The sequence below is a fragment of the Paenibacillus flagellatus genome (assembly GCF_003217775.1).
Classification (GTDB): domain Bacteria; phylum Bacillota; class Bacilli; order Paenibacillales; family NBRC-103111; genus Paenibacillus_AB; species Paenibacillus_AB flagellatus.
This window is the reverse complement of sequence record NZ_QJVJ01000008.1, coordinates 322,149-344,411: the sequence shown is the minus strand read 5'-3', so window position 1 is coordinate 344,411 and position 22,263 is coordinate 322,149. Positions and strand designations below refer to the sequence as shown.

Sequence of the window (22,263 nt, the reverse complement as noted above, 5' to 3'; positions counted from 1 at the left end):
AAGGGGCTTGCCGGGTCACAGCCGCTTGTAGGACGAAGGCGAGACGCCCGTCGCCCGCTTGAACGCGCGGCGGAACGAATGCGTGCTGTTGTACCCGGCCTGCGCGGCGATGCTCTCGATCGACATCGCGTCCTCTTCGATCAACCGGCACGCGAGATTAATGCGGAGCTTCTCCAAGTAGGAGCTGAACGTTTCGCCGGACTGCTCCTTGAAAAATTGCGACAAATACGATTCCGACAAGTTGAAATGAGACGCGATCGCGTACAGGCTGAGATTGGCGTCCCGATAATGCTCGTCGATATGAGCCACGATTCTGTCCATGAGACGGGTATTGCGGCTCTTTTTGTTTTTCTCGATCGACCGGCACAAATGATGCAGTCTGAGGAACACGTCCCGCAGCTCGTTGTCGATGTCCGCGAACGTCTCCCCGGAGTCCGGGGCCGCGGCTTCCGACGGGAGGTGGCGGCCGACCTCGTCCTTCAGCTTGCGCTCCGTCGATTCCAGGTCGCTCAGCAAATGCTGCTTCGTTACGGCGGACAGCGTCTTGGCGACGAAATTTTCGTGATGCAGATGGCGCAGCATATGCTCCAGTTCCGGCGCATTCCCCGCTTTGACGACATTCATCAGGCGGATTTCGATTTCGGTCGGGTAGTAATAGCCGGTATGCTTCTTGTCCATCCGGTCGTACCATACGACGGCGAGCTCGCCGTCGCCCGCCGAACGGCTGTCGGCGACGGCCAGCCTCGCTTCCTGGAACGAATAATGCACATCGAGCAGCTCTTCGTAAATGTCTCCGACCCCGATCATCGGCGCGATGACGTACCGCTCCTGGATGTCGCGGCTGATGGCGCGAAAGAGGGCGTCGAGGTCGGCGACGAACGCCTTGCGGCTTCCGGCGTCCGATCGGATGAGGACGGCGAGCTCGTTCTCGTGCATCGTATGGAGGTATCCGCCGTCCCGGATATGCTCGCGGACGACTTCCTCCATGAGCGCCCGGAGAATGCTCAGCTCCTTCAAGCTTTCGGCGTTCAACGAATCGTTCTGCTTGTAGATGCGCAGGACGGCAATGGCGAAGCGGCTTCCCCGCATGTCCAGCCCGACGTGGGCGAGCATGGCGTGCATGTGGGCGCGGTCGTCGAATTCGCCCTTGAAGAGCCGTTCGATGAACACGGTTTTCAACGTATCCGCCTGCCGCTGCATCACTTGCTTCATCGACCGGTTGTTGTCGATCAGCCGGGTGATGCTTTTCTGCAAATAATCGACTTCGTTCGGCTTCTCGTGCGGTTCCGGCTTGCCGCCGGCATGGTCGTTTCCCCAGAACGCCCGCAGCACCGCGACGACTTCTTTCCACGGCTTGGAATGGCGGTAAGCCATCCACAGCGAGACGACGGTGCCGACGACAAGCGTGACGGCGGCGACGAGCAAGGCGATCGTGCGGATGTAGTAAACGTTGCCCATCACCTGCCCGATCGGCAGCGACGCGACGTAGGTCCAATTATTGTAGCCGGACCGAGTGTACACGAACAGATGGTCTTCCCCCGCTATGTTCGCATGCATGTAGCCGTGACGGTCGGCGGCCTGCCGGATTTCCGGCGGAATCGGCACGTCGGAACCGCCCGTCAGAAGCGCACCCTTATCGTCCAAAATGGCAAACGTGTGGTTGTTCGCCCCGTCGATGCCGGCCAGCTTCATGATGTCTTCCTCCTCGATCGCGAACACGACCACCCCTTGGCTCTCCTGTTCGGATCCGAGCGGCAGCGACGTCATGTAGGTGATGACGGACACATCCGTTCCGTTCACCCGGGCTTTCCGGGAAGGAAGCACTTCGCGGAAATGCGGCTTGCCGAACAAAACCGAGTGCCATTCCTCGTACGTCATCCCGTCATAATGAAACACGTCGTCGTAAAATTCTCGCGTCGAGTCGGTCGTTTGGATTTGGGAAAAGACGAGATCGCTGTTTTTCAGGACGACGAAAAACGTATTCGTGAATGCGCTTCCAGTTACGGCCAGCGAACGGAAATCTTTATAATAATTCCATACGTCGAACAACACCGGCGAATTGTCCAGCGGAGCTTGAACGTTGAACAACCCGATCAGCCGGGAGTCGAACGACAGCTGAATCGAAGCTTCGTCCATATCGGCCCATTGCTTGTCGATCATGTCGCGGGCTTGCTCCAGGACGGACAGCTTGGCGTCGCGGGATTGCGTCTCCACGATATGGACCGCCTCGTAGTAGGTGAAGCTCGACAGCGCGAGCGGGATGATGAGCATCAGCAGGAACGAGACGAGAAATCGTTTGAATACGTAGCTGTCGTTTCGCTCTCCGGGCAACCGCATCCGAACCACCTCATTCGTCGAACTTGCTCCCATGCTAATTTATCGTCCCTTCATTTGTCAAGGCACGGATCGAAAAGGAAAAACCGCCGGGACGGTCATCGTCCCGAGCGGTTTTTCCGAGGCAAGCGAGAGGGCGTTTGCTCCGGGCGTCACTTCGCCCGCTTCGTCAGCGCCACGATCAGCGACAGGACGCCGAGCACGACGGCCGCGATCGACAAGTACAGCGGCGTCTTCGACTCGCCCGCGCCGCCGGCCGCATCCGAGGCCGCCGCCGGAGCCGCTCCCGTATCGTGGCCGCCGCCATGCGAGTCGGCCGTGCCGGGCGCCGCCGCCTTCACCTTCGTGACGGAGGCCGGCTTGTCGGAGCCTTCCGCCCCGACCCACTCGACGACGCTGTTGTCTTTGTACGTCTGGTACGCTTTCCACGACAAATCTTTGGCATCGTTCTCGACTTTGCCCTGCATGCGGAATTCGCCGAATTCGGTCGCGCCGAATCCTTCGCCCGTCGCCGTCCAGACGACGCCGGTAATTTTGCCGGAGGCGTCCTTGGCAAGATCGTATTTCCAGCCCGGCTTCGGCTCGAGGCGCGAGATCGTCACGCCGGCCGGAATCTTCACTTCCACCTTCACGGTGGCGATTTCCTTCTCCGTCGGTACGCGAAGCGTGAACACCTCGTATTTGCCTTGCGTCGTTTCGTTCGGCATTACGGTGACGTGCGCGCTCGCTACGCCCGCGAACAGCATCATGGCGAACAGGCAGACGGCGAGCAGCGATCCGGTTTTTTTCATCGTTTCATTCAGCCCCTTTGGTGCGAGTTTGTCTACACGATTCAATGTATCCAAAAAGCGGACCCGTGAGAATGACTCGACCGGGCTATTTTCCCCCTCGATTATGGCCGATATGTGTCAATCCTTGCCTGACGGCGTAGGCGGTCAGCTGGACGCGGTTTTCGAGGTTCAGCTTGTCCAGTATGTTCTTGATATGGTTTTTGACCGTATTCTCGGCGATGACGAGCCGTTCGGCGATTTGCCGGTTCGTGTCGCCGGAGGCGACCCAGGCGACCAGCTCCCGCTCCCGGGGCGTCAGCGCGCCGATGCCGGGCTCGGACGCGTCCGCTCCCGCCCCTCCCCGGAAATGGTGGAACAGCTTGTCCGCCATTTGCCGCGACACCTCCGAATTATCGTCCAGCAGAGCGCGCAAATAGTGCATCCAATCGTCCGGGTCCATGTTTTTGAGCAAATAGCCCTGCGCGCCGAACTGGATCGCCGTGAACAGGTCGGCCACGGAATCCGAGACGGTGAGCATGACGACGCGGATGTGCGGGTAATGCTGCTTGATGCGGCGCGTCGCCTCCAAGCCGCTGATGTCCGGCATATGGATGTCCATCAGCACGAGATCCGGCTGCAGGTTGCCGCACATCGACACCGCCTCCTCCCCTCCGGCCGCCTCTCCGACCGTCTCGAACAGGGCGTCGCCGTCGAGCAGGCTGCGGATCGCTTGGCGCGCCAACGGATGGTCGTCGGCGATCAGCACGCGATAGACGTTCATCCGGCTCCACGCTCCTTTCTTCCTTCGACTGTCAGCTCCGTGCCCCCGTCCCCGGGCGACCGGACGGTCAGCACGGCGTTCATGTCGGCGGCCCGCTTGCGCATCATCGGCAACCCGTATTTTCTCTCGTCGTCGGCGCCGGATCGCAGCCCTTTGCCGTTATCCTTGACGACGAGCGTCCACCGCCCGCCCGGATCGCACGTCCAGGCGATGGAGGCGCGGTCCGCCTCGGAATGCTTGCGGATGTTCGTGAACGCCTCCTGCACGATCGCGAACAGCTGCACCTCCTCGGACGGGGTGAACAAAGGCTCCGTCTCCGGCCAATCGATGCGCTGCTCCACCTCGACGCCGGAGATGACGCTCCATTCGCGCAGCCACCGGTTCAGCCGGTCGGGGAACGCCACGCTGTCTTCCGGCAGCGAGCGCAGGTTGAAAATCGCTTGGCGCAGATGGTGATCGATCTCCGATACGGCCGAGCGCGCCTCCTCCGTCTTCCCCTGCTTCAGCCGGACGTTGACGAAGAACAGCATTTGCGCGATATTGTCGTGCAGCTCGCGGGCGAGCCGCTCCCGCTCCTCGTAGACGGCGCGGCGCGCCTGCTCTTCGGCCAGCGTCCGGTTCATCCGGTGGATTTTGCGGAACATCCAGTTCGAGAACCAATACGACAGCAGCAGCGTCAAGCCGATGATGAAAAAGTTGCCGACCTCCATCGACAAGTAGTGCAGCAGCAGTTCGTGCCGGATCAGCTCGAAGCCGCCGATGACGATCGCCGGCAGCAGGATCGTGAACCATTTCAACCGTTGAAACGACAACCCGGTCGCCCCCTCCGTACGCTATTTCCCGCGGCTCCGTCCGCTTCCGGCAGCCTTGCCCCCAAGAAAAACTCCCTTGCATGCGGGCAAGGGAGCGTCTTCGATCGCCGACCAACTCAGTACACTCTCGTCTCCGTCGAGTACACGGTTTCGTCGTCGTTTTTGTCCATGATACGCACTTCCAGCTTCCACAAGCCCGGGAACGGAATGTACGGGCCCTCCGCCTTGTAGCTGAACTTCTTGAGCGTGTCGTCCGCCTGGAACTCCTCGCTCTCGCGGTCGTTCACGTGCTCCTCGAGCGGGACGTCGATCGGCGCGATGCCGGACTTGTCCAGCAGATGAAGCTTCAGCAGCACCTGCTTCGGCCGGTCGAGCTCCTTCGGCATCCAGACGTCGACCCGGAACTGGTTGTCGCCCGGCACCTTCGGCGTCACCTGAGCGGTCATATGCACCTTCTCGCCCATAACGTGCCAGTTGAGCGGCTCGTTGGGCGGCACCGGGCTGATGAACGTCAGCAGCCCGACCAGCACGACGATGATGCTCATCGCGCCGAAGTCCATCCGTACCATGTCGTACAAGTCCTTCTCCTTGCGCTTGCGCATCGCGAGGCGAATGCCGATCGCCATCAAAATGACGATGACGACGAAGACGACCTTCGCGATCAGCAGCTTGCCCCATTGGGAGTACAGCAAGTAGTTCAGACCCGGCAAATAAAGCAGCGTCGTCGCCGTGCCCGAAAGCACGAGCGCGATGATCGCGAGCAGGGCGCCGTTCGAGAATCTCGGTAAAAACGCGTCGACCCACGTCCGGTTCCTACGCCATCCCGGCACGATGAGCAGCAAGCCCCCCACCCATACCGCTGCGGCCAGCAAATGGACGAAGTCGAGCGGCACGGTCAGCCATAACGGATCGTTGCCCATCGCATGTCCGTTGACGCTCTTCGCCGCCAGCAGCAGGGCGATCCAGACGAAGTCGCCCGCCTTCGAGCGGCCGAGCGTCGCGAAGCCGACCAGCGCCAGCACGAACGCGATCAGCCACGAGCGCCCCACCCACGTGCCGGTGAACAGGCCGAGCAGCTCGTCCAACCCTTGATCCCCGAGCAAATCCTGATAATGAAAATAGACAAAGGCGATCAACGCCAACAAATGAGTCCGCTGCACGCCGAGCAGGCCGTTGCGGTAATAGTCGCTGATGCCCGACCGGCCGAGTCCCGCGATCGCTCCCCAGAGCACCCAGCCGGCGACGGCGAGCAGGCCGAAGTAATACGCGATTCTCGACAAATATTTGAGCACGTCGTAGACGCTCATGTCGGCGGACAGCTCGTGTCCGGCGTGAAGCGTATCCGGCGCGCCTCCCGCGGAGACGCCCACCTCCGGGCCAATCGTCAGCACGTACGTCCCTTCCACGGGATGGCCGTCCGCGGAAATGACGTGATACGTGAACGTGTATCGTCCGTTGGACAGCTTCGGCAGCTCCAGCGTCACCGTCTTTTGGTCGCCGCTCAGCGACGCTTTCCGATCGGAAATGTCGCGTCCGATCTCGTCGTATACTTTGATGTAATACAGCTGAGATTCGAGCCGCTCGTTGAACGTCAGCTCGATGCGCTCGGGCGCTTGATCCAGCTGGCTGTTCGGCTCCGGAACCGCTTTCGTCAAGACGGCGTGCGCGGAAGCCGGCTTCGGCGCGATCCAGACGAAGGCGCAGGCCAGCAGCAGCGCCATCGTGATCCACCTTGTCAGTTTCGTATTCATGCTTCTGTTCGTTCCCCTCGTATAATAAGACCCGCGGCAGCCGGTCGGCCGGCCGTCATTCCGCCAGCGGCTTCCTGCCGCCGAACCCGTCGTTCATGCCGTGCCAGTGGGTGATCGACTCCTCGCCGAGCTTCCAGCAGAGCAGCACTTCCTCGCCGTTCAGGATGGACGGGAAATCGATCAGCCCCATGTCCAAATCTTTCAGCTGCGCGCCTTTCCGATGAATGCTCTGGACGATGGTTCGGGCTTCGATCTGCATAAACTCCAGCTCGCACTCCAAGGCGAAGAACGGATCGTCGTCGGTACGCCTTTTCCCGGCCAGCTCCTTCAACTGTTTCAAATGCACGTAACGCTCCTCGAACTGCTGCTTGATCGCTTGAAGCGCATGCAGCTCTTGGCGTATCGTCGGAAGCAGCGCGTTGGCCTCCTCCGGCGTGAACCATTTCTTCTCCATCCCCATCGCCTCCCCTACCCCCGATTGTACCAGAACGGGTCGGCCGATTCCAATGAACGCGAGGCGAACTCTACGTTCGGACGGCCGCGATCCGGCTCATCCGCCTACTTGGCGCCGCCGGTTCCGGCGACCCGGATCAGCGCGACTTCCGGGCGGCAGCCGAAGCGGAACGGCAGATGAATCGTCCCCAGCCCGCGGTTGATATACATCGACCGGCCCGGCTCCATCTCCTTCATCCCGGTATGATAGTTGCCGAACCGGACGATCGGCCGTCCGAACAGCCGAATTTGCCCTCCGTGCGTATGTCCGGCCAACAGCAGGTCGTAGCCGATCGAACGCTTGGACATCCAGCGGACGATGCTCGGGGAATGAGCCAGCGTCAGCCGGAAGGCGCCGTCCACGTTCTCGTAAGGCGGATTTAGCCGCTCCCGCCCGACCAGCGAATTGTCGAAGCCGTACACGTAGACGCGGGAGTTCTTCACCTCGATCAGCTCGCCTTCGTTCGCGAGCACCCGGATGTGGCGGATGCCGATGTCGCGCAGCACGCGCACGAATTCGTCCTCGGTGAATTTGCGGCGCCGGAACCCTCTCTTCTCCTCCCGCTCGTGATTGCCCGGCACGAAAAACGTATACGGACAGCCGATGCGCAGCAGCTCCCGCATCACCTCCGGCAGCTGGTCCAGCCGATTGAACAGATCGCCCGTAATGCACACGATGTCCGGGCGCAGCGACTCGACGATCTCCGCGACGGTGCCCGTCCAAAACCGGGTTCGCCCGTGAAGATCGGTGATATGCACGATGCGCAGCTCCCCGTTCACCCGATCGGAGAACACCTTCGTCTCCGTCACCTCCGCATTGACCGTTCCGTAAAACAAATAAACAACGACGGCCATCGCCGCCACGATTACCGCGAAATAAATCATCGGGTTCCTCCGTTTCCGCTCCTGTGATCTTTCTATCGGAACGGGCCGCCCCGGCCCGAACCTGTCTATAATCGCGGGCCGACTCGCCCTCGTCCCGAACTCCCCCCTTTCCTTACTCAACATCATACTACTGGCATAGGCGGCAAGAAAAGGAAAAATGTTGCACGATTCGCCCGCATACAACAAACTCCCTTGCCGAAACAAGGGAGTCCCTGCACCGTTCCGCTACGCGTCCAGCTCCAGCAGCCGCTTCACGCGCATGTCCAGGTCGACGAGCGAAAACGGCTTCGACATGTACTCGTCCGCGCCGAGCCGCAGCGCGAGCGAGATGTCTTCGTCTCGTTTTTTTCCGGAAAGCATGAGCACCCGGGTCGTCCGGAAGCGCTCCTCCGGATCCGCCTTCATCCGCCGCAGCAGCTCGAAGCCGTCCAGCTTCGGCATGACGCCGTCCAGGATGCAAAGGTCGACCCCGTTCCCGGACAAATGGGCGAGCGCCTCCTCGCCGTCCTGCGCTTCCGCTACCCGCACGCCCATCTTCTTCAGCCGCGTCGCGAGAATCGAGCGCAAAATGCCGTCGTCGTCGGCGACGAGCACGCGCTTCGCCGGCGTCAGCTCGTTCTCCGGCCGGCGGGAAGCGGCCGTCTCCGGCGCGCCGTCGGCCAGCAGGACGCGGTCGCGCCCCTGCTGCTTCGCCCGATACATCGCTTCGTCGGCCAGCGCGATCCATTGGGCCGTCGGCAGCCCCGGCGTCCATTCGGCCACGCCGCAGCTGAACGTGATCGAGAACGACTGGCCTTCGTGCTGCACGATCGGCTGGCGGCGCGTCGCGGCCAACGCCTCCTCCATTTGCCGGACCGCCTGCCCGCCGGACGCATTCGGCAGCACGACGACGAATTCCTCCCCGCCGTAGCGGGCCAGCACGTCGGTCGCGCGCAAATGCTGCTGGAGCAAATGCGCAAGCCCTTGCAGGACGAGATCGCCGATCGCGTGGCCGTAGCTGTCGTTAATCGTCTTGAACCGGTCGATGTCGATGAACGCGATCGAGATCGGCGCCGGAAATCGCACGGTCCGGTGCAGCTCCAGCTCGATCTGGTGGTCGAAGTAGCGGCGGTTGAACACGCCCGTGAGCGGATCGCGGAACGCCAGCTGCTCGAAATTTCTCGTCCGGGCCAGCAGGCTGTAGACGCGCGCCGCCAGCTCCTCGTATTGGAACGGTTTCGTGACGTAATCGTTGGCGCCGAGCATGAGGCAGCGCACTTTGTCGTGCACGTCGTTCCGCGCCGACAAGACGATCAGCGGGATCCACCGGAACGTCGGATCCTCCTTCAAATGATCGAACAGCTCGTAGCCGGACTGCGGATGCATCATCAAATCGAGCAGGATCAAGTCGTAGACGTCCTCGTGAAGCATCCGCTTCGCCAGCTCCACCGTGTTCGCGTCATGCACGACATATCCGTCCAGCTCGAACCGGCGGACGAGAAACGAACGCAGCACATCGTCGTCGTCGACGACGAGCAGCTTGCCGCTCGAACCCGAAACCGCGTTCCGCTGCCCTTGGTCGTTCGGGCCTGCCTGCTGCTGCTGCCGCTGCAGGATGAGCAGCTCCATCTTCATCTGAAGCAGGCTCGCCCTGCTGTTCAAGACGCTTCGCCGGGCCGCCGGCTCGTAGGCCGCCCCCCGCTCCGCCTCGTCCTGCGTCCACTCCCATTCGTTCGCCAGCGCTTCGGCGACGGAGCCGACGCTTGCGAAGCCGAATATCGGCGCGCTCCCTTTCAACGTATGGACGTACCGGTAAAATCGCTCCGGCAGACCGTCGTCGAACGCCCGCTCCATCCGGTCGATCAGCTCGTCCATCGCCCGGATGGAACGGGCGAGCTCCTCCACGAACCGGGCTTTGCCTTCCTTCATCACAAGCTCGTTTTGAAGCCGCTTCTCCAGACCGCCCCGCTCCATCGACTCAGTCATCCTTCTTCACTTCCACTTCGATAATATCCTTCTTGATCTTCAAGTCCGCGACGCGGATCCCTTTCTCCAGCAGCGTGCTGGCGATCGCCGCTTCGTCCTGCACGGGGAAGACGACGGGCGGAGACCGGTCCGGCCGGCTCTCCAGCATGCCCGACGCGAGCTCGAGCAGCCGGTCGACCGTGAACGGCTTGCGCAAATATTTTTCCGTGTCCGTCTCGAGGAAATGTTTCGGCGGCTCCAGCACCGTCGAGACGATGACCGGCGTGTGCGAGCAGTCGGGACGGGCGAGCAGCTCGGCGATAAAGTCCCAGCCCGACTTGGCGCCTTCGAGCTGGATGTCCACGATGCACAGCAGCGGAGGCCGGTTCCCCGGCTCGCGCAGCGACAGGATGGCGTCCTCGGCGCTGCGGATTTGCACCGTCGGCACCTGCAGCTTCTCGAACGCGACGGCGATCAGCTTCGACAAGTTGTCGTCGTCCTCGAGCACGACGACCTTACCGCCGAGACCCGATACGCGGTACGTCTTCAGCCGAACCCGGAACGTCGAGCCGCGGCCGAGCTCCGAGTCGAACGACAGCGTGCCCCGGTGGGAATCGACGATTTCCTTGACGATCGCGAGGCCGAGACCGGTTCCCCCGATCTGGCGGCGGTCGGAGTTGTCGACGCGGTAAAACTTGTTGAACAGCTTCTCCTTCGCGTCGTCCGGAATGCCGAGTCCGCTATCCCGCACCTCGATGACGGCGTCCTCCCCTTCGCGCCGGACCGATACGGCGACCTTGTCCGCGCCCGGCGAATATTTCACCGCGTTGCTGATCAAGTTGTGCATCACCTGCGTCAGCCGGTCGACGTCGGCCGTGACGAGAAGGCCTGGCTCGGCTTCCAGCTCGATCCGGTGTCCCTGCTTCCCATGCCATTGCTCCGCCACGTCGTGGACGAGCGCCGAGACGTCGGTCGGCACCATGTGGTACGACTGCTTCCCCGATTCCATCCGCTGCAGGTCGAGAAAGTCGTTGATCAGGTTGGACAGACGGTTCGCTTCCTTGTAAATCGTCTCCATATATTTGTGCTGCTTCTCTTTCGGAACGTCGCGGTTCAGCAAAATTTCCATGAAGCCGAGGACGCTGGCGAGCGGGGTGCGCAGCTCGTGCGAGACGATGCTGATGAATTCGTTTTTCGCTTCGTCGGCCAGCTCCTCGTTGGTCCGGTCCCGGAAGACGAACAGAAAGCTGCGCGTATTGTCGATCGGGTCCGCGATCGAGCTGACGTACAGCTCGAAATGGTCCTCGCGCCCGTCTTCGCGGACGTGCGTGAACCGTTCCTGCAGCTGGTCGAGCGAGCCGCTCATGACCGCCTCCGTAAAATCGCACAGCTGCGATTTGTGCGGGCAAAACTCCTCCAAATGCCGGCAAAAATCGCGGATGTTCGATGCCGCGAAACGGTCGAAGCCGAACAGCTCGTCCATCCGCCTGTTGGAAAAGACGATGCGGCCCGCGGCGTCGCACATGATCATCCCCTCGTGGATCGACTCGATGATCCGGCGCACCAGGTCGCGCTGCTGCTGCAAGCCGTCCCGCTCCTGGGACAGCTCCTCGTTCAGCTCCTCGAGCAAATACGCCTGTCTGCGACGTTCCTCGTTCGTCGTCTGGGCGAGATAGGCGAGCGCGAATTGGCGCACGAGCCCTTTCGTCTGCCGCAGCAGCGCGTCGTTCGTGTCGCATGCGCCGTATGCGGTAAGGAGCAGCAGGCCGATCACCTGCGAATGCTCGTCGAGCAGCGGGTAATATTGATCCAGCGCCGTATCGTAGCCGCCGTGAATGCCCCTCTCGTCGGACGCAAGCGTTCGCTTGCGGTAGATCGGCTGCTTCTCGTCCAAGACTCGCCGGCCCGGTCCGAACAGCTCGCCGTAAGAGGAAGGAAGCGCTCCGGGCGGGTAGCCGTATGAATACACGACGTCGTATGCGCCCGTCTCCGGATTCGGCGCGACGAGAACGGCCGCGTCTTGGCGAAGCGCTTGCAGAAGCGCCGCGATCGAGTGGTGCAGAAACGATTTCATTTCCACGAAGCCGGTCAGCTTCTCCTGGTATGTATTGATCAGCTCCAGCTCGCGCTCCCGGTCGGTCAGCTTGAGCAGCATCTCCTGCTGCTCGAGCTGCTGGGCGGTAATTTCCTCGTTTTGCGCCTCCAGCAAATCCCGCTGCATCGTCAGCTCCTTGTTCGTCTCCTGCAGCGCCACGTGGCGCCGCTTCAGCTCGTTCGACATGAAGTGGATGCCGCGCATGAGCCGGCCGAGCTCGTCGTTGCGTCCGCTCGGCGTCACCTCGACGTATTCGCCGCCGGCGATCCGGTTGACGGCCGTATCCGCCTCCACCACCGGGGCGAGCACCGTCCGGCGCAAATACCGGACGAGCATCCAGCCCATCATCGCCGCACCGGCGACGACGAGGACGGACAGCCAGACGAGCGATTCCGTCCGCTTCCGGTTGTCTTCGAGCAGCCGGTCCACCGCTTCGCTTTGGCCGGCCAATATGCTGCCGAAGTGCTGGGCCATGTCGTTGACGCTGGAGGTTGTGCTCGTCCGCGACATGTTGGCGATTTCGTCCATATCGCCGCGCTTCTTCAGGTCAATGACCGTATCGCTCGTCTGGACGTAGCTCGACCACGACCGGCGAATGGCGTTCCATTCGTCCGCGAACGTTTCGCCGTAGCCGCGGCTGTCGAAATGCCCGGCCGCTTCGGCGAGCCCGGCGTCGAGCCGCTTCCGCTTCTCCATGAATTGGGTCAGAAATTCGTCGCGGCCGAACGCCAAATACGCCCGCAAATCGGAGACGACCGACTGCGATTCGGCGTACAGCGTCTGGACGAGCTGCTGGTCCGCCACGTTCCGCTCCAGCTTCTCCCGGCCGTCCGAAATATGGCGGTTTACATATAAGCCGGCGGCGGTGACGAGTAAGGCGAACGCCAGTACGACCGCCCCGATCCACCGGGATACTTTCATGGCAACGCTATTCGTTCGAATGATCATGAATCCGCTCCTGTCCGCCCCGGGCGATTAGCCGCGCTCGAGCAAGCCGTTCACGACGCCGATCAGCGCCAGCGGGCTGAACGGCTTCACGATATACGAGGTGACGCCCGCCGCCATCGCTTTTTCCTTATCCTTCTCGAGCGCCTTGGCGGTCAGCAGGACGACCGGAATGTCCCGGTTCGGCGAATCCGAGCCGCGCAGCCAAGCGCACACGTCGACGCCGGTTTTCTCCGGCATCATGTAATCCAGAATGACGAGATCGTACGGCTCCGCCGCAAGCTTCGCCGTCGCCTGCTCGCCGTCCTCGGCTTCCGTAATGACGTAGCCTTCGTCCGCCAACGTCTCGGTGAGCAGAAAGCGGAGCGCCGTTTCGTCGTCCGCCAGCAAAATTTTCCGATTCCCCATCAAGCTCTCCCCATTCATTCGACAAATATCGCAAATCCGCGTCTTCCCATTATAGCATCCGCCTTCGCCGTTGTATCGGCCAACGCCAATAAAAATAGGAGCTTCAAGGTCGGCGCTGCCGCTTGCGATCCGAAAAAAAAGGCGCTGCGGAGCTCGTCCCGCAGCGCCTTATTCCGTTTGGCCCGCCCGCTCCGAGGCGGCGGCCCGGTGAGCCCGCCAAGAGCCGGAGCGGATTTCGGGGAAGCCCCGCGAGCCGGTCCAGACGTACGCCCATCCGGTCCGGACACCGTCGACGTCGGTCACCGTCACCCGCTCGTAGTCGTTGCGCGGATCGCCCGGTCCGACATACTCCTCCAGCTCGTCCATCGCGGCAAGTCCCTCCTCGTCTACCGTAAACCATTCGCCTTGCACGACCGCGCCGCCGGCCTCGTCCCCGCCCTCGCCAAGGACGAGCGCGGGGTAAGCCCCGGCGTCGTACAGACGTCCGTACACCCCGCCGGGCTCGGCGGACCGGACGTACGGCGCCGCCACTCCGTAGTTCGTCTCGCCCGTCAACAGCGTCCCGTACACGAATACGCGAATCATCGAATGCCTCCCTCGGTTCGAGTGTGATGCCGAAAGAAAAAAAGCAAGACGGTTGACGTCTTGCTTCATTTGGCCACGTTCTGTACGAGCTCCCGGGTTTTGACGATAATTTTGCGGATGCTGTCCTCGGACAGATGGAAGCGCTGGATCAGCTCGACGACCGTCGTACCGCTTTTGTACATTTGATAAATTTCGCGGTTGCGCTTCTCGATCAGCTTCCGCGTTCCGTTGTTTTCGCCCCAGCCGGCCCGGGTTTGCCCGATTTTCGGTATATAGACAAGCTCGCCTTGAATGTAGTTTTGCAGTTCCTTCAATAAGCTAGGCGGAAGAAAATCCTTTCCGTTCTTGTAACTCATTGATGAAAACCTCCTCATGATTGTTTGTTGCCGAAACCGACCCAACTGCAACAGAAATGAGCGCTTTCATCGTTTCACCTCCTCATTAGAATGGACCGGACGCCGTCGTCCGGTCAGCCGCGAGCGGCGGATTATTCCCGAAAAAAGGGAACAAAAAAACACGATAACCCGCATCGTGCCTGTGTCGTCTCATGTATTGTGCGCATCAGGTGAAGGTTAGTTCAGGTCGTATTCGGTTAAAAGCTGGACACCTCTACTGCTTCGTTGACAAACTTTTGCATTGCCGAACGCCTCCTTTCACCTTAGTCGATTGCTTACCGTTTTGGTAACATTACAATTATATGGTATGGATTTCGATTCAGCAAGCCCGGCATACGGAAAAATTATTTATACCGAAACTCGCCGACAAGGAAACAACGCCCCCCCCAAAAGCGCGAAGCGGCCCTTAACGGGCCGCTTTCGCATTCATGAATTCCCGGATAAACCGCACGTACACTTGCGCGGTCATCTCCAGCTCGCGAATCTCCACGTACTCCACGTCGCCGTGAGCGGTGCGCTGATCGGGTCCGTGGCACAAGGCGGGCACGCCGAGCGCGTTGGCGAGAATGCCCGCGTCGGTGACGAGCTTTTTGCCGACGGAAGGAAACTCGACGCCGCGCACCGCGACCGCGGCCCGGCGAAGGGCGGCGACGGCCTCGCTGGTTTTGTCGATGCGGTAGCCGTCCCGCACCTTCTGCATATCGAGCTGGATCGTCACGCCGTGCCGGGCTGCCAGCTCGTCCAAGCCGCTCCTCGTCGCGCGCTCCACGTCCTCGAACGTCTCCAGCGGGTCGTACCGCCGCACCCCGACGAGCGTCGCTTTGTTCGGCAGCTGATTGTAGAACTGTCCGCTATGAATCGAGCCGACGAAATACGACGCATACCCGATATCCTCGATATAACGGCTCGCCAGCTCCGCGTTCCACCGGTCGAGCAGCGCGACGACGTCGCCCGCGATCGATATCGGGTGCGGCGTGCCGTCCGGTGCATGCAGCTGATGGCACGGCTCGCCGTCGCGCTCGATCTCGATTTCGAACGTCGCCGATCCGAGCTGGGCGACGGTGCATTCGGTCGTAGCGCCCTCCATGACGACGACCGCGTCGGCCTTCAGCGGCACCCGCTCCGTCAAGGCGATCAAGTCTTCGCCGCGCCCGCCCGGACTTTCATGCAGGCTGTTGGCGACGACGAGCAGCCGGCCGGGCAGACGCTCGCCCGATTCGTTCAGCACCCGCAGCGTCTCCAGCATGCACGCGAGCGAGCCTTTCATGTCGCACGTGCCGCGGCCGTACACGCGGCCGTCCTTCACTTCCGCCTCGGCATGGCCGAGCGGAACGACGTCCATATGGCCGTTGAACAAAATCGCCGGCCCATCCTCGCCATCGCCGTAAACCGCCACCAGCGTCGGATTGTCCGGCACGAACTCGTACCGGTCCACCTTGCATCCGACTTCCCGCAGCATTTGCTCGTACCGGTCCGCCATCCGGCGGGTGTTGCCCGTCACGCTCGGGATGCGCACGAGCTCCAGCGTGTCCCGCACGATCCGCTCCGCGTCAACCCGTTCCAGCCGATCCGCTGTCATGGTCCGCCCCTCTTTTCTCCGTGAAAATAAGCCGTTCTCTCTTCCTCTTATCCCCGTCCGACGACCGGGGGCACGAACGCCGCGTCCGCTTTCGTCTCCGGCCGCAAAATGTCGAGGTCGCACCCTTCCGGCGCCTGCAGCGCATGCTCCGCGAACAGGCGCGGATAGCCCCGCTTATGCCGCGGCTCCGGCCGCCGCCATTCGGCCATCCGGCTCGCCAGCTCGGCATCGTCCAGCTCGAGACGGAGCGTCGATCGCTCGATGTCGAGCTCGATCCAGTCCCCGTCCCGCACGACGGCCAGCGGGCCGCCGACCGCCGCCTCGGGCGCGACATGCAGCACGACCGCGCCGTAGCTCGTACCGCTCATCCGCGCGTCGCTGATCCGGACCATGTCGCGGACGCCTTGGCGAAGCAGCTTTTGCGGAATCGGGATCGAGCCCCATTCGGGCATGCCGATCGCGACGGGGCCGCAATTTTTCAAGACGAGGACGCTCTCCGGCGCAACGTCCAGCTCCTCGCTGTCGATGCGCGCCAGCATATCGGCGTAATCCTCGAAGACGACCGCCCGGCCGCGATGGCGGAACAGCTCGGGAGAGACGGCCGACTTTTTGACGACGGCGCCCCCCGGCGCCAGGTTGCCCTTCAGCACCGCCAAGCCGGACTGCTTCTTGAACGGCGCCTCCAGCGCTGCGATGACGTCGTCCTCTTCCCCTGCCGCCTCGCCGGGCGCGTCTCCGCCGTACGTCGCGCCGATCGTTTCGCCCGTGCAGCTCAGGCACGACGTATCGAGCAGCGGCAGCAGATTGCGAATGACCCGCCGCAATCCGCCCGCCTTGTAAAAATCGTCCATGCTGTGCGATCCGCTCGGCTGCAAATTGACGATGAGCGGCACGTCCTCGGTCAGCTCCGCATAGCGCTCGATCGGAATGCGGATGCCGAGCCGTCCCGCGATCGCCGTCAGATGGAGCGCCGCGTTCGTCGATCCGCCGATCGCCGCGAGCAGCTTGATCGCGTTATGGAACGCCGCTTCGGTCATCAGCCTGGACGGCGTCAGGCCGGTCCGGACCATCTCCACGATCCGCTTGCCCGTCGCTTCCGCGGCGATTTTGCGCGAAGCGTGCGTCGCCGGGATGCTCGACGTGCCCGGCAGCATCATGCCGAGCATCTCCGAGAGGCTCTTCATCGTCGAGGCGGTGCCCATGACGGGACAGCCGCCCAAGCTGCACGAGATCGACCGCTCCAGCTCCCGCCACTCCTCCTCGGAGAGCAGTCCCGCCTTATAATCGTCCGAGTATTTCCACAGGTCGGTGCCGTAGTTGACCGTCTTCCCCCGGAAGCTGCCCGAGGAGCGATGGCCGGCGGCCAGTTGCAGCGCGGGCAAATCGCAGCTGGCGGCGCCCATCAGCTGGCCGGGTACCGTCTTGTCGCATTCGCACAGCAGCACGACGCCGTCGATCGGCTGGGAACGGATGCTCTCCTCGAGGTCCATCGAGAGCAGGTTGCGGTACATGAGGTCGGACGGCTTCATGAAGTCCGCCGGCGTCGTAATCGTATGCAGCTCGATCGGATAGCCGCCCGCGAGCAGCACGCCCCGCTTCACGTGCTCGACAAGCTCCCGGTGCGGGTAATTGCAGCTGTTGAAGTCGCTCCACGTGTTGAAAATGCCGATGATCGGCTTGCCGACGAACGATTCCGGGTTATGGCCCATCGCCCTCATCGCGGAGCGGTGCTGAAACGTCAGCTCCGCGTTTTCATTCTCGAACCATTCGCTGCTGCGTAATTTCAAGACGGTCTCCCCTTTTTGTACCGGTTCAAAAACGTTTGTCGTTCAATATATTGATCGATAATCACTATATTGATTTTACGAAAAGGAACGGCAAGGGTCAACTTCTTTTTCCGGCTCGGGTCCAGTGACAATCCGCCAGAAGTTCAATATACGGAACCGCGTTCATTATTTCAAGATGAAGAGGGTGCTGGAACGCTCATCGGAGGCAGGAGGGGAAGATGCCGGGCGGGAAAAAGGGGGACGAGCAAAAAGGGCCGGGGGCCCGGGGGCCGGCGGGCGGCCCCGGCCGCAACGTACGCGCCTACGCCGGCGCGAGCCGCCAGCCCGCGTCGAGCAGCGCCCGCCGCACGCACTCGGCGAACGCGACCGCGTGCGGCCCGTCGCCGTGCACGCACACGGTGCGCGCGCGGCCTTCCGCCGCGAGCCGCAGCACCTGCGCGGCCGCCTCGCCGGCGTCGGCGACGAACGCGCCGGGCTCGCGCCGCGGCACGAGCGTGCCGTCCGGGCGGTACCTCCGGTCGGCGAACGCCTCTGTGACGGTGCGCAGCCCGGCCCGTTCGCCCGCACGGACGAGCTCGCCGCCGGCTAGGCCGACGAGCGCGAGCGAGCCGTCGACGCGGCGGACCGCTTCGGCGATCGCCTCGGCCAGGGCGGCGTCCGCCGACGCCATATTGTACAGCGCGCCGTGCGGCTTCACATGCCGCAGAACGGCGCCCTCCGCGCGGACGAAGCCGTACAGCGCGCCGACCTGGTACACCGTCATGTCGTACGCCTCCTGCGGCGTAACCGCCATCTCCCGCCGGCCGAAGCCGGCCAAATCCGGCAGCCCCGGGTGCGCGCCGATCGCCACGCCGCGCTCCGCGCACAGCCGCACCGTCCGCCGCATCGTCGCGGGATCGCCGGCGTGGAAGCCGCAGGCGACGTTCGCCGACGTGACGATGTCGAGCAGCCGCTCGTCCTCGCCCGTCCGGTATACGCCGAAGCTTTCCCCGATATCGCCGTTCAGGTCGATCGTCCGCTCCCGATCCCCGGTCGGCGTCGTTAACGTCGTCATCGTGATCCGAATCCTCCTCTTCCGGAGCGGGCGGCGCCCATCCGCCCCCGCTTCACGTTTCCGTTTCCGTTTCATCGGCCGCCAACCGCATCCGCAGTCCGATCCCCGCCGCGAGCCGCCGTTCGGCCTGCCGCCGCTCCAGCAGCAGCCGCTCCGACTCGGCGGCGCCGATCATCTCGAACCGCACCTCCGTGCCGGGACGCGCCTGCGCGAGCAGCGGCACATCCGCCTCCGCGACCTGCGCGATGCGCGGATAGCCGCCCGTCGTCTGCCGGTCCGCCAGCAGCACGACCGGCCCGCCGTCCGGCGGCACCTGGATCGTGCCGGCCGTCACCGGCTCCGACAGCAGGCCGCCGGCTCCGTCCAGCGCCAGCCGCGGCCCGTCGAGCCGGCAGCCCATCCGGTCGGAGCGCGGCGAGACGACGAACGGCGCGGCGACGAGCAGCCGCCGGACGTCGGGCGCGAACCGGCCGTACTCGGGGCCGGGCGTCACCCGCACGACCGGGCGGTCGGCGTACGCCGGCAGCGCGTACGGGCTGACGCCCCACGGGGCGGCCGCCCAAGCCGCACCGGCGGCGTCCGCCCGGCGGCGCAGCGCCGCGAGCAGCCCGGTTGCCGCCGGAGGCGCCGCGCCGAGCGGCAGGACGTCCCCCGCCCGCAGGGGGCGTCCGTCCAAGCCGCCGATGCCGGCGGGCACGTGCGTGCCGCGGCTGCCGAGCACGGCGGGCACGGCGAAGCCGCCCGCGACGGCAAGGTAGGCGCGGCAGCCGGAGGCGGCCGGCGCGAAGGCGAGCTGCGCGCCGCGGCGGACGAAGACGGCGCGCCACCGCGGCAGCGGCTCGCCGTCGACGGTCGGCGCGGACCCGCCGCCGGCGACGGCGACGAGCGCGTCGGCGGCGAAGCGCAGCGCGAAGCCGCCGAGCGTCAGCTCGAGCGCGGCCGCGTCGGGCGCGTTGCCCGCGAGCGCGTTCGCCGCGCGCAGCGCGAAGCCGTCCGCGGCGCCGCCGGCGGAGACGCCGAGCCGCTGGCTGCCGGCGCGGCCGCCGTCCTGGACGGTCGCGAGCACGCCCGGCCGCTCGACGATCGCCAGCGCGCCCTCGCGCTCCGCGCCGCCGCCCGCGGGCTTCGCCGCCTCCGTCCACGCGGCGCCGCCCGCCCTTCGCCGTCCCGCTCCCGCTTCCGCCGCCGCGGCTGCGGCCAGCTGCTCGAACCGCTCCGGCGTCACCGGCTCGAAGCGGACGCGGTCCCCGGCCCGCAAGAGCGACGGCTGCGCGTCGTGCGGCTTGAACAGCGCGAGCGGCGTCCGCCCGATGACGTTCCAGCCGCCGGGTGTCTCGAGCGGATAAATGCCGGTCTGCCCCCCGGCGATGCCGACGCTTCCGGCCGGAACGGACGCGCGGGGCGTCGCCCGGCGCGGCGTCGCCAGCTCGTCCGGCAATCCGGCCAAATACGGAAAGCCCGGCGCAAAGCCGATCATCGCCACGACATAGTCCGCTCCCGCGTGGAGCGCGACGACGTCTTCGGCGCGCAAACCGTGATACGCCGCTACGGCGTCCAAGTCGGGACCGTACGCCCCGCCGTAGCAGACCGGCACCGTCACGGCTCCGGCCTCCTCGGCGTCCGCGCCGCTCGCGGCCGACAAGACCGCCCGCACGCGATCGCATACCGTCTCGTACAACGATACGGACCGATCCTCCGGCTCCGGCCCGGCCCGCCGTTCCCGATAGACCGTCCACGGCTCGTAATAGACGGCCAGCGCGGCATAAGACGGCACCGCCTCGACGAAGCCCGGGAACGGGGCGGCTTCGAGCCGGTCCGCGGCGTTCCGCACCGCCTCGATCGTCTTCGGATCGATTCGTTCCCCGAAGCGGATCAAAACCGCGGAATCGCCGAGCGGCGAGTAGACGAGCCCCGGTTCGGCTCCGCTTCCGGCAGCCGCCCTCGGTTCCGGGCGAGCGCCCTCCGAATGCCTCTCCTCGCTCGCCATGCCCGCCGCACGAGACGCATCCCCGATGTCCCGTTCCTTTGGCTTGCCGCCATTCTCACGCATGTCGTCTTCCCTCCCGTCGACCGAAAAATCCGTTTCCGTCTCGATTCCGTTCCTCCTGATTGTACCGCAACCCTTTCGCTCGAACCACTGCAGCCGATGGAACTTTCGCCCTTCCCGTAACGCCGACAGGCCGCCCCTCGGGGGACGGCCTGTCGGCGCCTCGTTCGAGCCGCGTGTGATTTTCGTCACATCTCCCCGGTTCGCCGCCCGCTTATAATGATGGCGGAACCGAAGAAGAACGGAATCCGGCCGCTCCCGGCCGCCCGGCCTTATCGTCGAGGAGGAATATCGCATGAAATACGGTCTTGTCCGCAAGCTGGTGCTCGGCATATCCGCCGTATCGATCGTCACGTACGGCACGAGCGCCTTTTTTATTTTCGTCCTGAAGCCGCTGATCGCCCCCGGTCTGTCCGATTGGCTGTACGTCGGAGCGGTGCTGGCGCTCGGCATCGCCTGGACGAGCTTTCTCGGCTGGGGAGCGGCGCGCATGCTGATCCGGCCGCTCGTCCGGCTGTCGGAGGCGGTCGATGAAGCGGCTACCGGCAATTTGGCCGTCCTCGTCCCGGAATACCGCGCCGAAGATGAAATCCGTCGGCTCAACGTCTCGTTCCGGACGATGATCGGCAACTTGAAGCAGATGATCGCCGATTTGTCGGCCAACGTCTCCGTCACCGATCGGAGCGCCGGCGCTCTCGTCTCGGCGATCGGCGAAGCGGCGCGCCAGATCGAGACGATCTCCGTCACGATCGATCGCGTGGCCCGAGGCGCTTCCGCCCAAGCCGCGGCGGCTCACGAAATGGTTCTCGGCGCGTCGCGCGTCACCGCATCGGCGGACGAGGCGAGCCGGCAAGCGGAGCAGGCGATCGCGCTGTCCGACACGATGGTGAAGACGATCGCCGACAGCGGAAGCACGTTTCGCTCGCTCGTCGACGGCATGTCGGACATTTCGGCGACAAGCGAGCATACGCTGGACATCGTCCGCAGGCTGGACGAGCACGCGAAGGAAATCGGCCACATTTCGCACCTCGTCGGCGAAATCGCCGCGCAAACCCATCTGCTCGCCCTCAACGCGTCGATCGAAGCGGCGCACGCGGGGGAGCACGGCCACGGCTTCGCCGTCGTCGCCGACCAAATCCGCAAGCTCGCCTCCGACAGCTCGGCGGCCGGCGAGCAGATCAATCGTCTCGTCTCGCACATGCAAGCGCAAGCCGGCGTCGTCTTCCGCGAGACGGACAATCAGGTGCGGCTCGTCCGCCGGCAGAAGGCGAAGGGTGAAGCGGCGGGCCGCGCGCTGGCCGATGTGACCGCCTCCGCCGACGAGGCGGCGAAGGCGCTGCGGCGCATCGTCGTCCAGATGACCGCCCAGACCGAGCAAATTCGCCATACGTTCGGCGACGCGCGGGCCATCGCCGATATCGCGGCCTCCATATCGGACGACGCCACCCGCGTAGCCGGTGCGGCACAGGACCAGACGGCGGTCATGCAGGAGATCGCGGCTTCCTCGGACTTGCTGCGCGATCAGGCGGACACGCTCCAGCGCAAAACGGTCGCGTTCCGGCTGTAGCCCGTAGACTTCCCCTTGCCTTCCGTCTTCTC

General features: G+C 64.0%; 17 protein-coding genes. 1 reads left to right on the top strand and 16 read right to left on the bottom strand.

Features of this window, described 5'->3' with window-relative positions; translation table 11 throughout:
• Positions 1-15 precede the first annotated feature (15 nt).
• From DLM86_RS19175 to pxpB, 16 genes are all read right to left on the bottom strand, one after another.
• A complete protein-coding gene (locus DLM86_RS19175; RefSeq protein ID WP_158289566.1) occupies positions 16-2,337 on the bottom strand; it encodes a helix-turn-helix domain-containing protein in 2,322 nt (773 codons plus the stop codon).
• Positions 2,338-2,486: 149 nt separating this feature from the next.
• Positions 2,487-3,125, bottom strand: coding sequence for a YcnI family copper-binding membrane protein (locus tag DLM86_RS19170; protein ID WP_110841659.1), 639 nt, complete (start codon positions 3,123-3,125; stop codon positions 2,487-2,489).
• A gap of 85 nt (positions 3,126-3,210) precedes the next feature.
• Complete coding sequence (locus DLM86_RS19165) at positions 3,211-3,885, bottom strand: response regulator (protein ID WP_110841658.1); 675 nt, start codon at positions 3,883-3,885, stop codon at positions 3,211-3,213.
• Positions 3,882-4,697: a sensor histidine kinase gene (locus tag DLM86_RS19160; RefSeq protein WP_110841657.1), complete on the bottom strand. Its 816-nt coding sequence runs from the start codon at positions 4,695-4,697 to the stop codon at positions 3,882-3,884. The genes DLM86_RS19165 and DLM86_RS19160 overlap by 4 nt, the downstream gene beginning before the upstream one ends.
• A gap of 116 nt (positions 4,698-4,813) precedes the next feature.
• On the bottom strand, positions 4,814-6,448 hold the full coding sequence (locus DLM86_RS19155; RefSeq protein WP_110841656.1) for a copper resistance CopC/CopD family protein: 1,635 nt from the start codon (positions 6,446-6,448) through the stop codon (positions 4,814-4,816).
• A 55-nt stretch (positions 6,449-6,503) separates the two neighbouring features.
• Positions 6,504-6,902 carry a DUF2203 domain-containing protein gene (locus DLM86_RS19150; RefSeq protein WP_110841655.1) on the bottom strand — a complete coding sequence of 133 codons (399 nt, stop codon included), beginning with the start codon at positions 6,900-6,902 and terminating at the stop codon, positions 6,504-6,506.
• 104 nt (positions 6,903-7,006) lie between these two features.
• Positions 7,007-7,825, bottom strand: coding sequence for a metallophosphoesterase (locus tag DLM86_RS19145; protein ID WP_158289565.1), 819 nt, complete (start codon positions 7,823-7,825; stop codon positions 7,007-7,009).
• Between the two features lie 225 nt (positions 7,826-8,050).
• Positions 8,051-9,790: a response regulator gene (locus tag DLM86_RS19140; RefSeq protein ID WP_110841653.1), complete on the bottom strand. Its 1,740-nt coding sequence runs from the start codon at positions 9,788-9,790 to the stop codon at positions 8,051-8,053.
• A complete protein-coding gene (locus tag DLM86_RS19135) occupies positions 9,783-12,812 on the bottom strand; it encodes an ATP-binding protein (protein ID WP_110841652.1) in 3,030 nt (1,009 codons plus the stop codon). The genes DLM86_RS19140 and DLM86_RS19135 overlap by 8 nt, the downstream gene beginning before the upstream one ends.
• A gap of 27 nt (positions 12,813-12,839) precedes the next feature.
• On the bottom strand, positions 12,840-13,217 hold the full coding sequence (locus DLM86_RS19130) for a response regulator (protein WP_110841651.1): 378 nt from the start codon (positions 13,215-13,217) through the stop codon (positions 12,840-12,842).
• Between the two features lie 168 nt (positions 13,218-13,385).
• The gene (locus DLM86_RS19125) at positions 13,386-13,802 is read right to left on the bottom strand and encodes a gamma-glutamylcyclotransferase family protein (protein ID WP_110841650.1); all 417 of its coding nucleotides are present in this window, start codon (positions 13,800-13,802) and stop codon (positions 13,386-13,388) included.
• A gap of 65 nt (positions 13,803-13,867) precedes the next feature.
• A complete protein-coding gene (locus tag DLM86_RS19120) occupies positions 13,868-14,158 on the bottom strand; it encodes a CD3324 family protein (RefSeq protein ID WP_110841649.1) in 291 nt (96 codons plus the stop codon).
• Positions 14,159-14,603: 445 nt separating this feature from the next.
• Positions 14,604-15,776: a M20 family metallopeptidase gene (locus tag DLM86_RS19115; protein ID WP_110841648.1), complete on the bottom strand. Its 1,173-nt coding sequence runs from the start codon at positions 15,774-15,776 to the stop codon at positions 14,604-14,606.
• Between the two features lie 47 nt (positions 15,777-15,823).
• Positions 15,824-17,563, bottom strand: coding sequence for a dihydroxy-acid dehydratase (locus DLM86_RS19110; RefSeq protein ID WP_110841647.1), 1,740 nt, complete (start codon positions 17,561-17,563; stop codon positions 15,824-15,826).
• 301 nt (positions 17,564-17,864) lie between these two features.
• Positions 17,865-18,617, bottom strand: a complete 753-nt coding sequence (locus tag DLM86_RS19105; RefSeq protein WP_110841646.1) for a LamB/YcsF family protein — start codon at positions 18,615-18,617, stop codon at positions 17,865-17,867.
• A 52-nt stretch (positions 18,618-18,669) separates the two neighbouring features.
• Positions 18,670-20,667, bottom strand: coding sequence for a 5-oxoprolinase subunit PxpB (pxpB, locus tag DLM86_RS19100; protein WP_158289564.1), 1,998 nt, complete (start codon positions 20,665-20,667; stop codon positions 18,670-18,672).
• Positions 20,668-20,959: 292 nt separating this feature from the next.
• Between pxpB and DLM86_RS19095 the strand changes: the two genes are divergently transcribed.
• Positions 20,960-22,231: a methyl-accepting chemotaxis protein gene (locus tag DLM86_RS19095; protein ID WP_146250252.1), complete on the top strand. Its 1,272-nt coding sequence runs from the start codon at positions 20,960-20,962 to the stop codon at positions 22,229-22,231.
• Positions 22,232-22,263 lie beyond the last annotated feature (32 nt).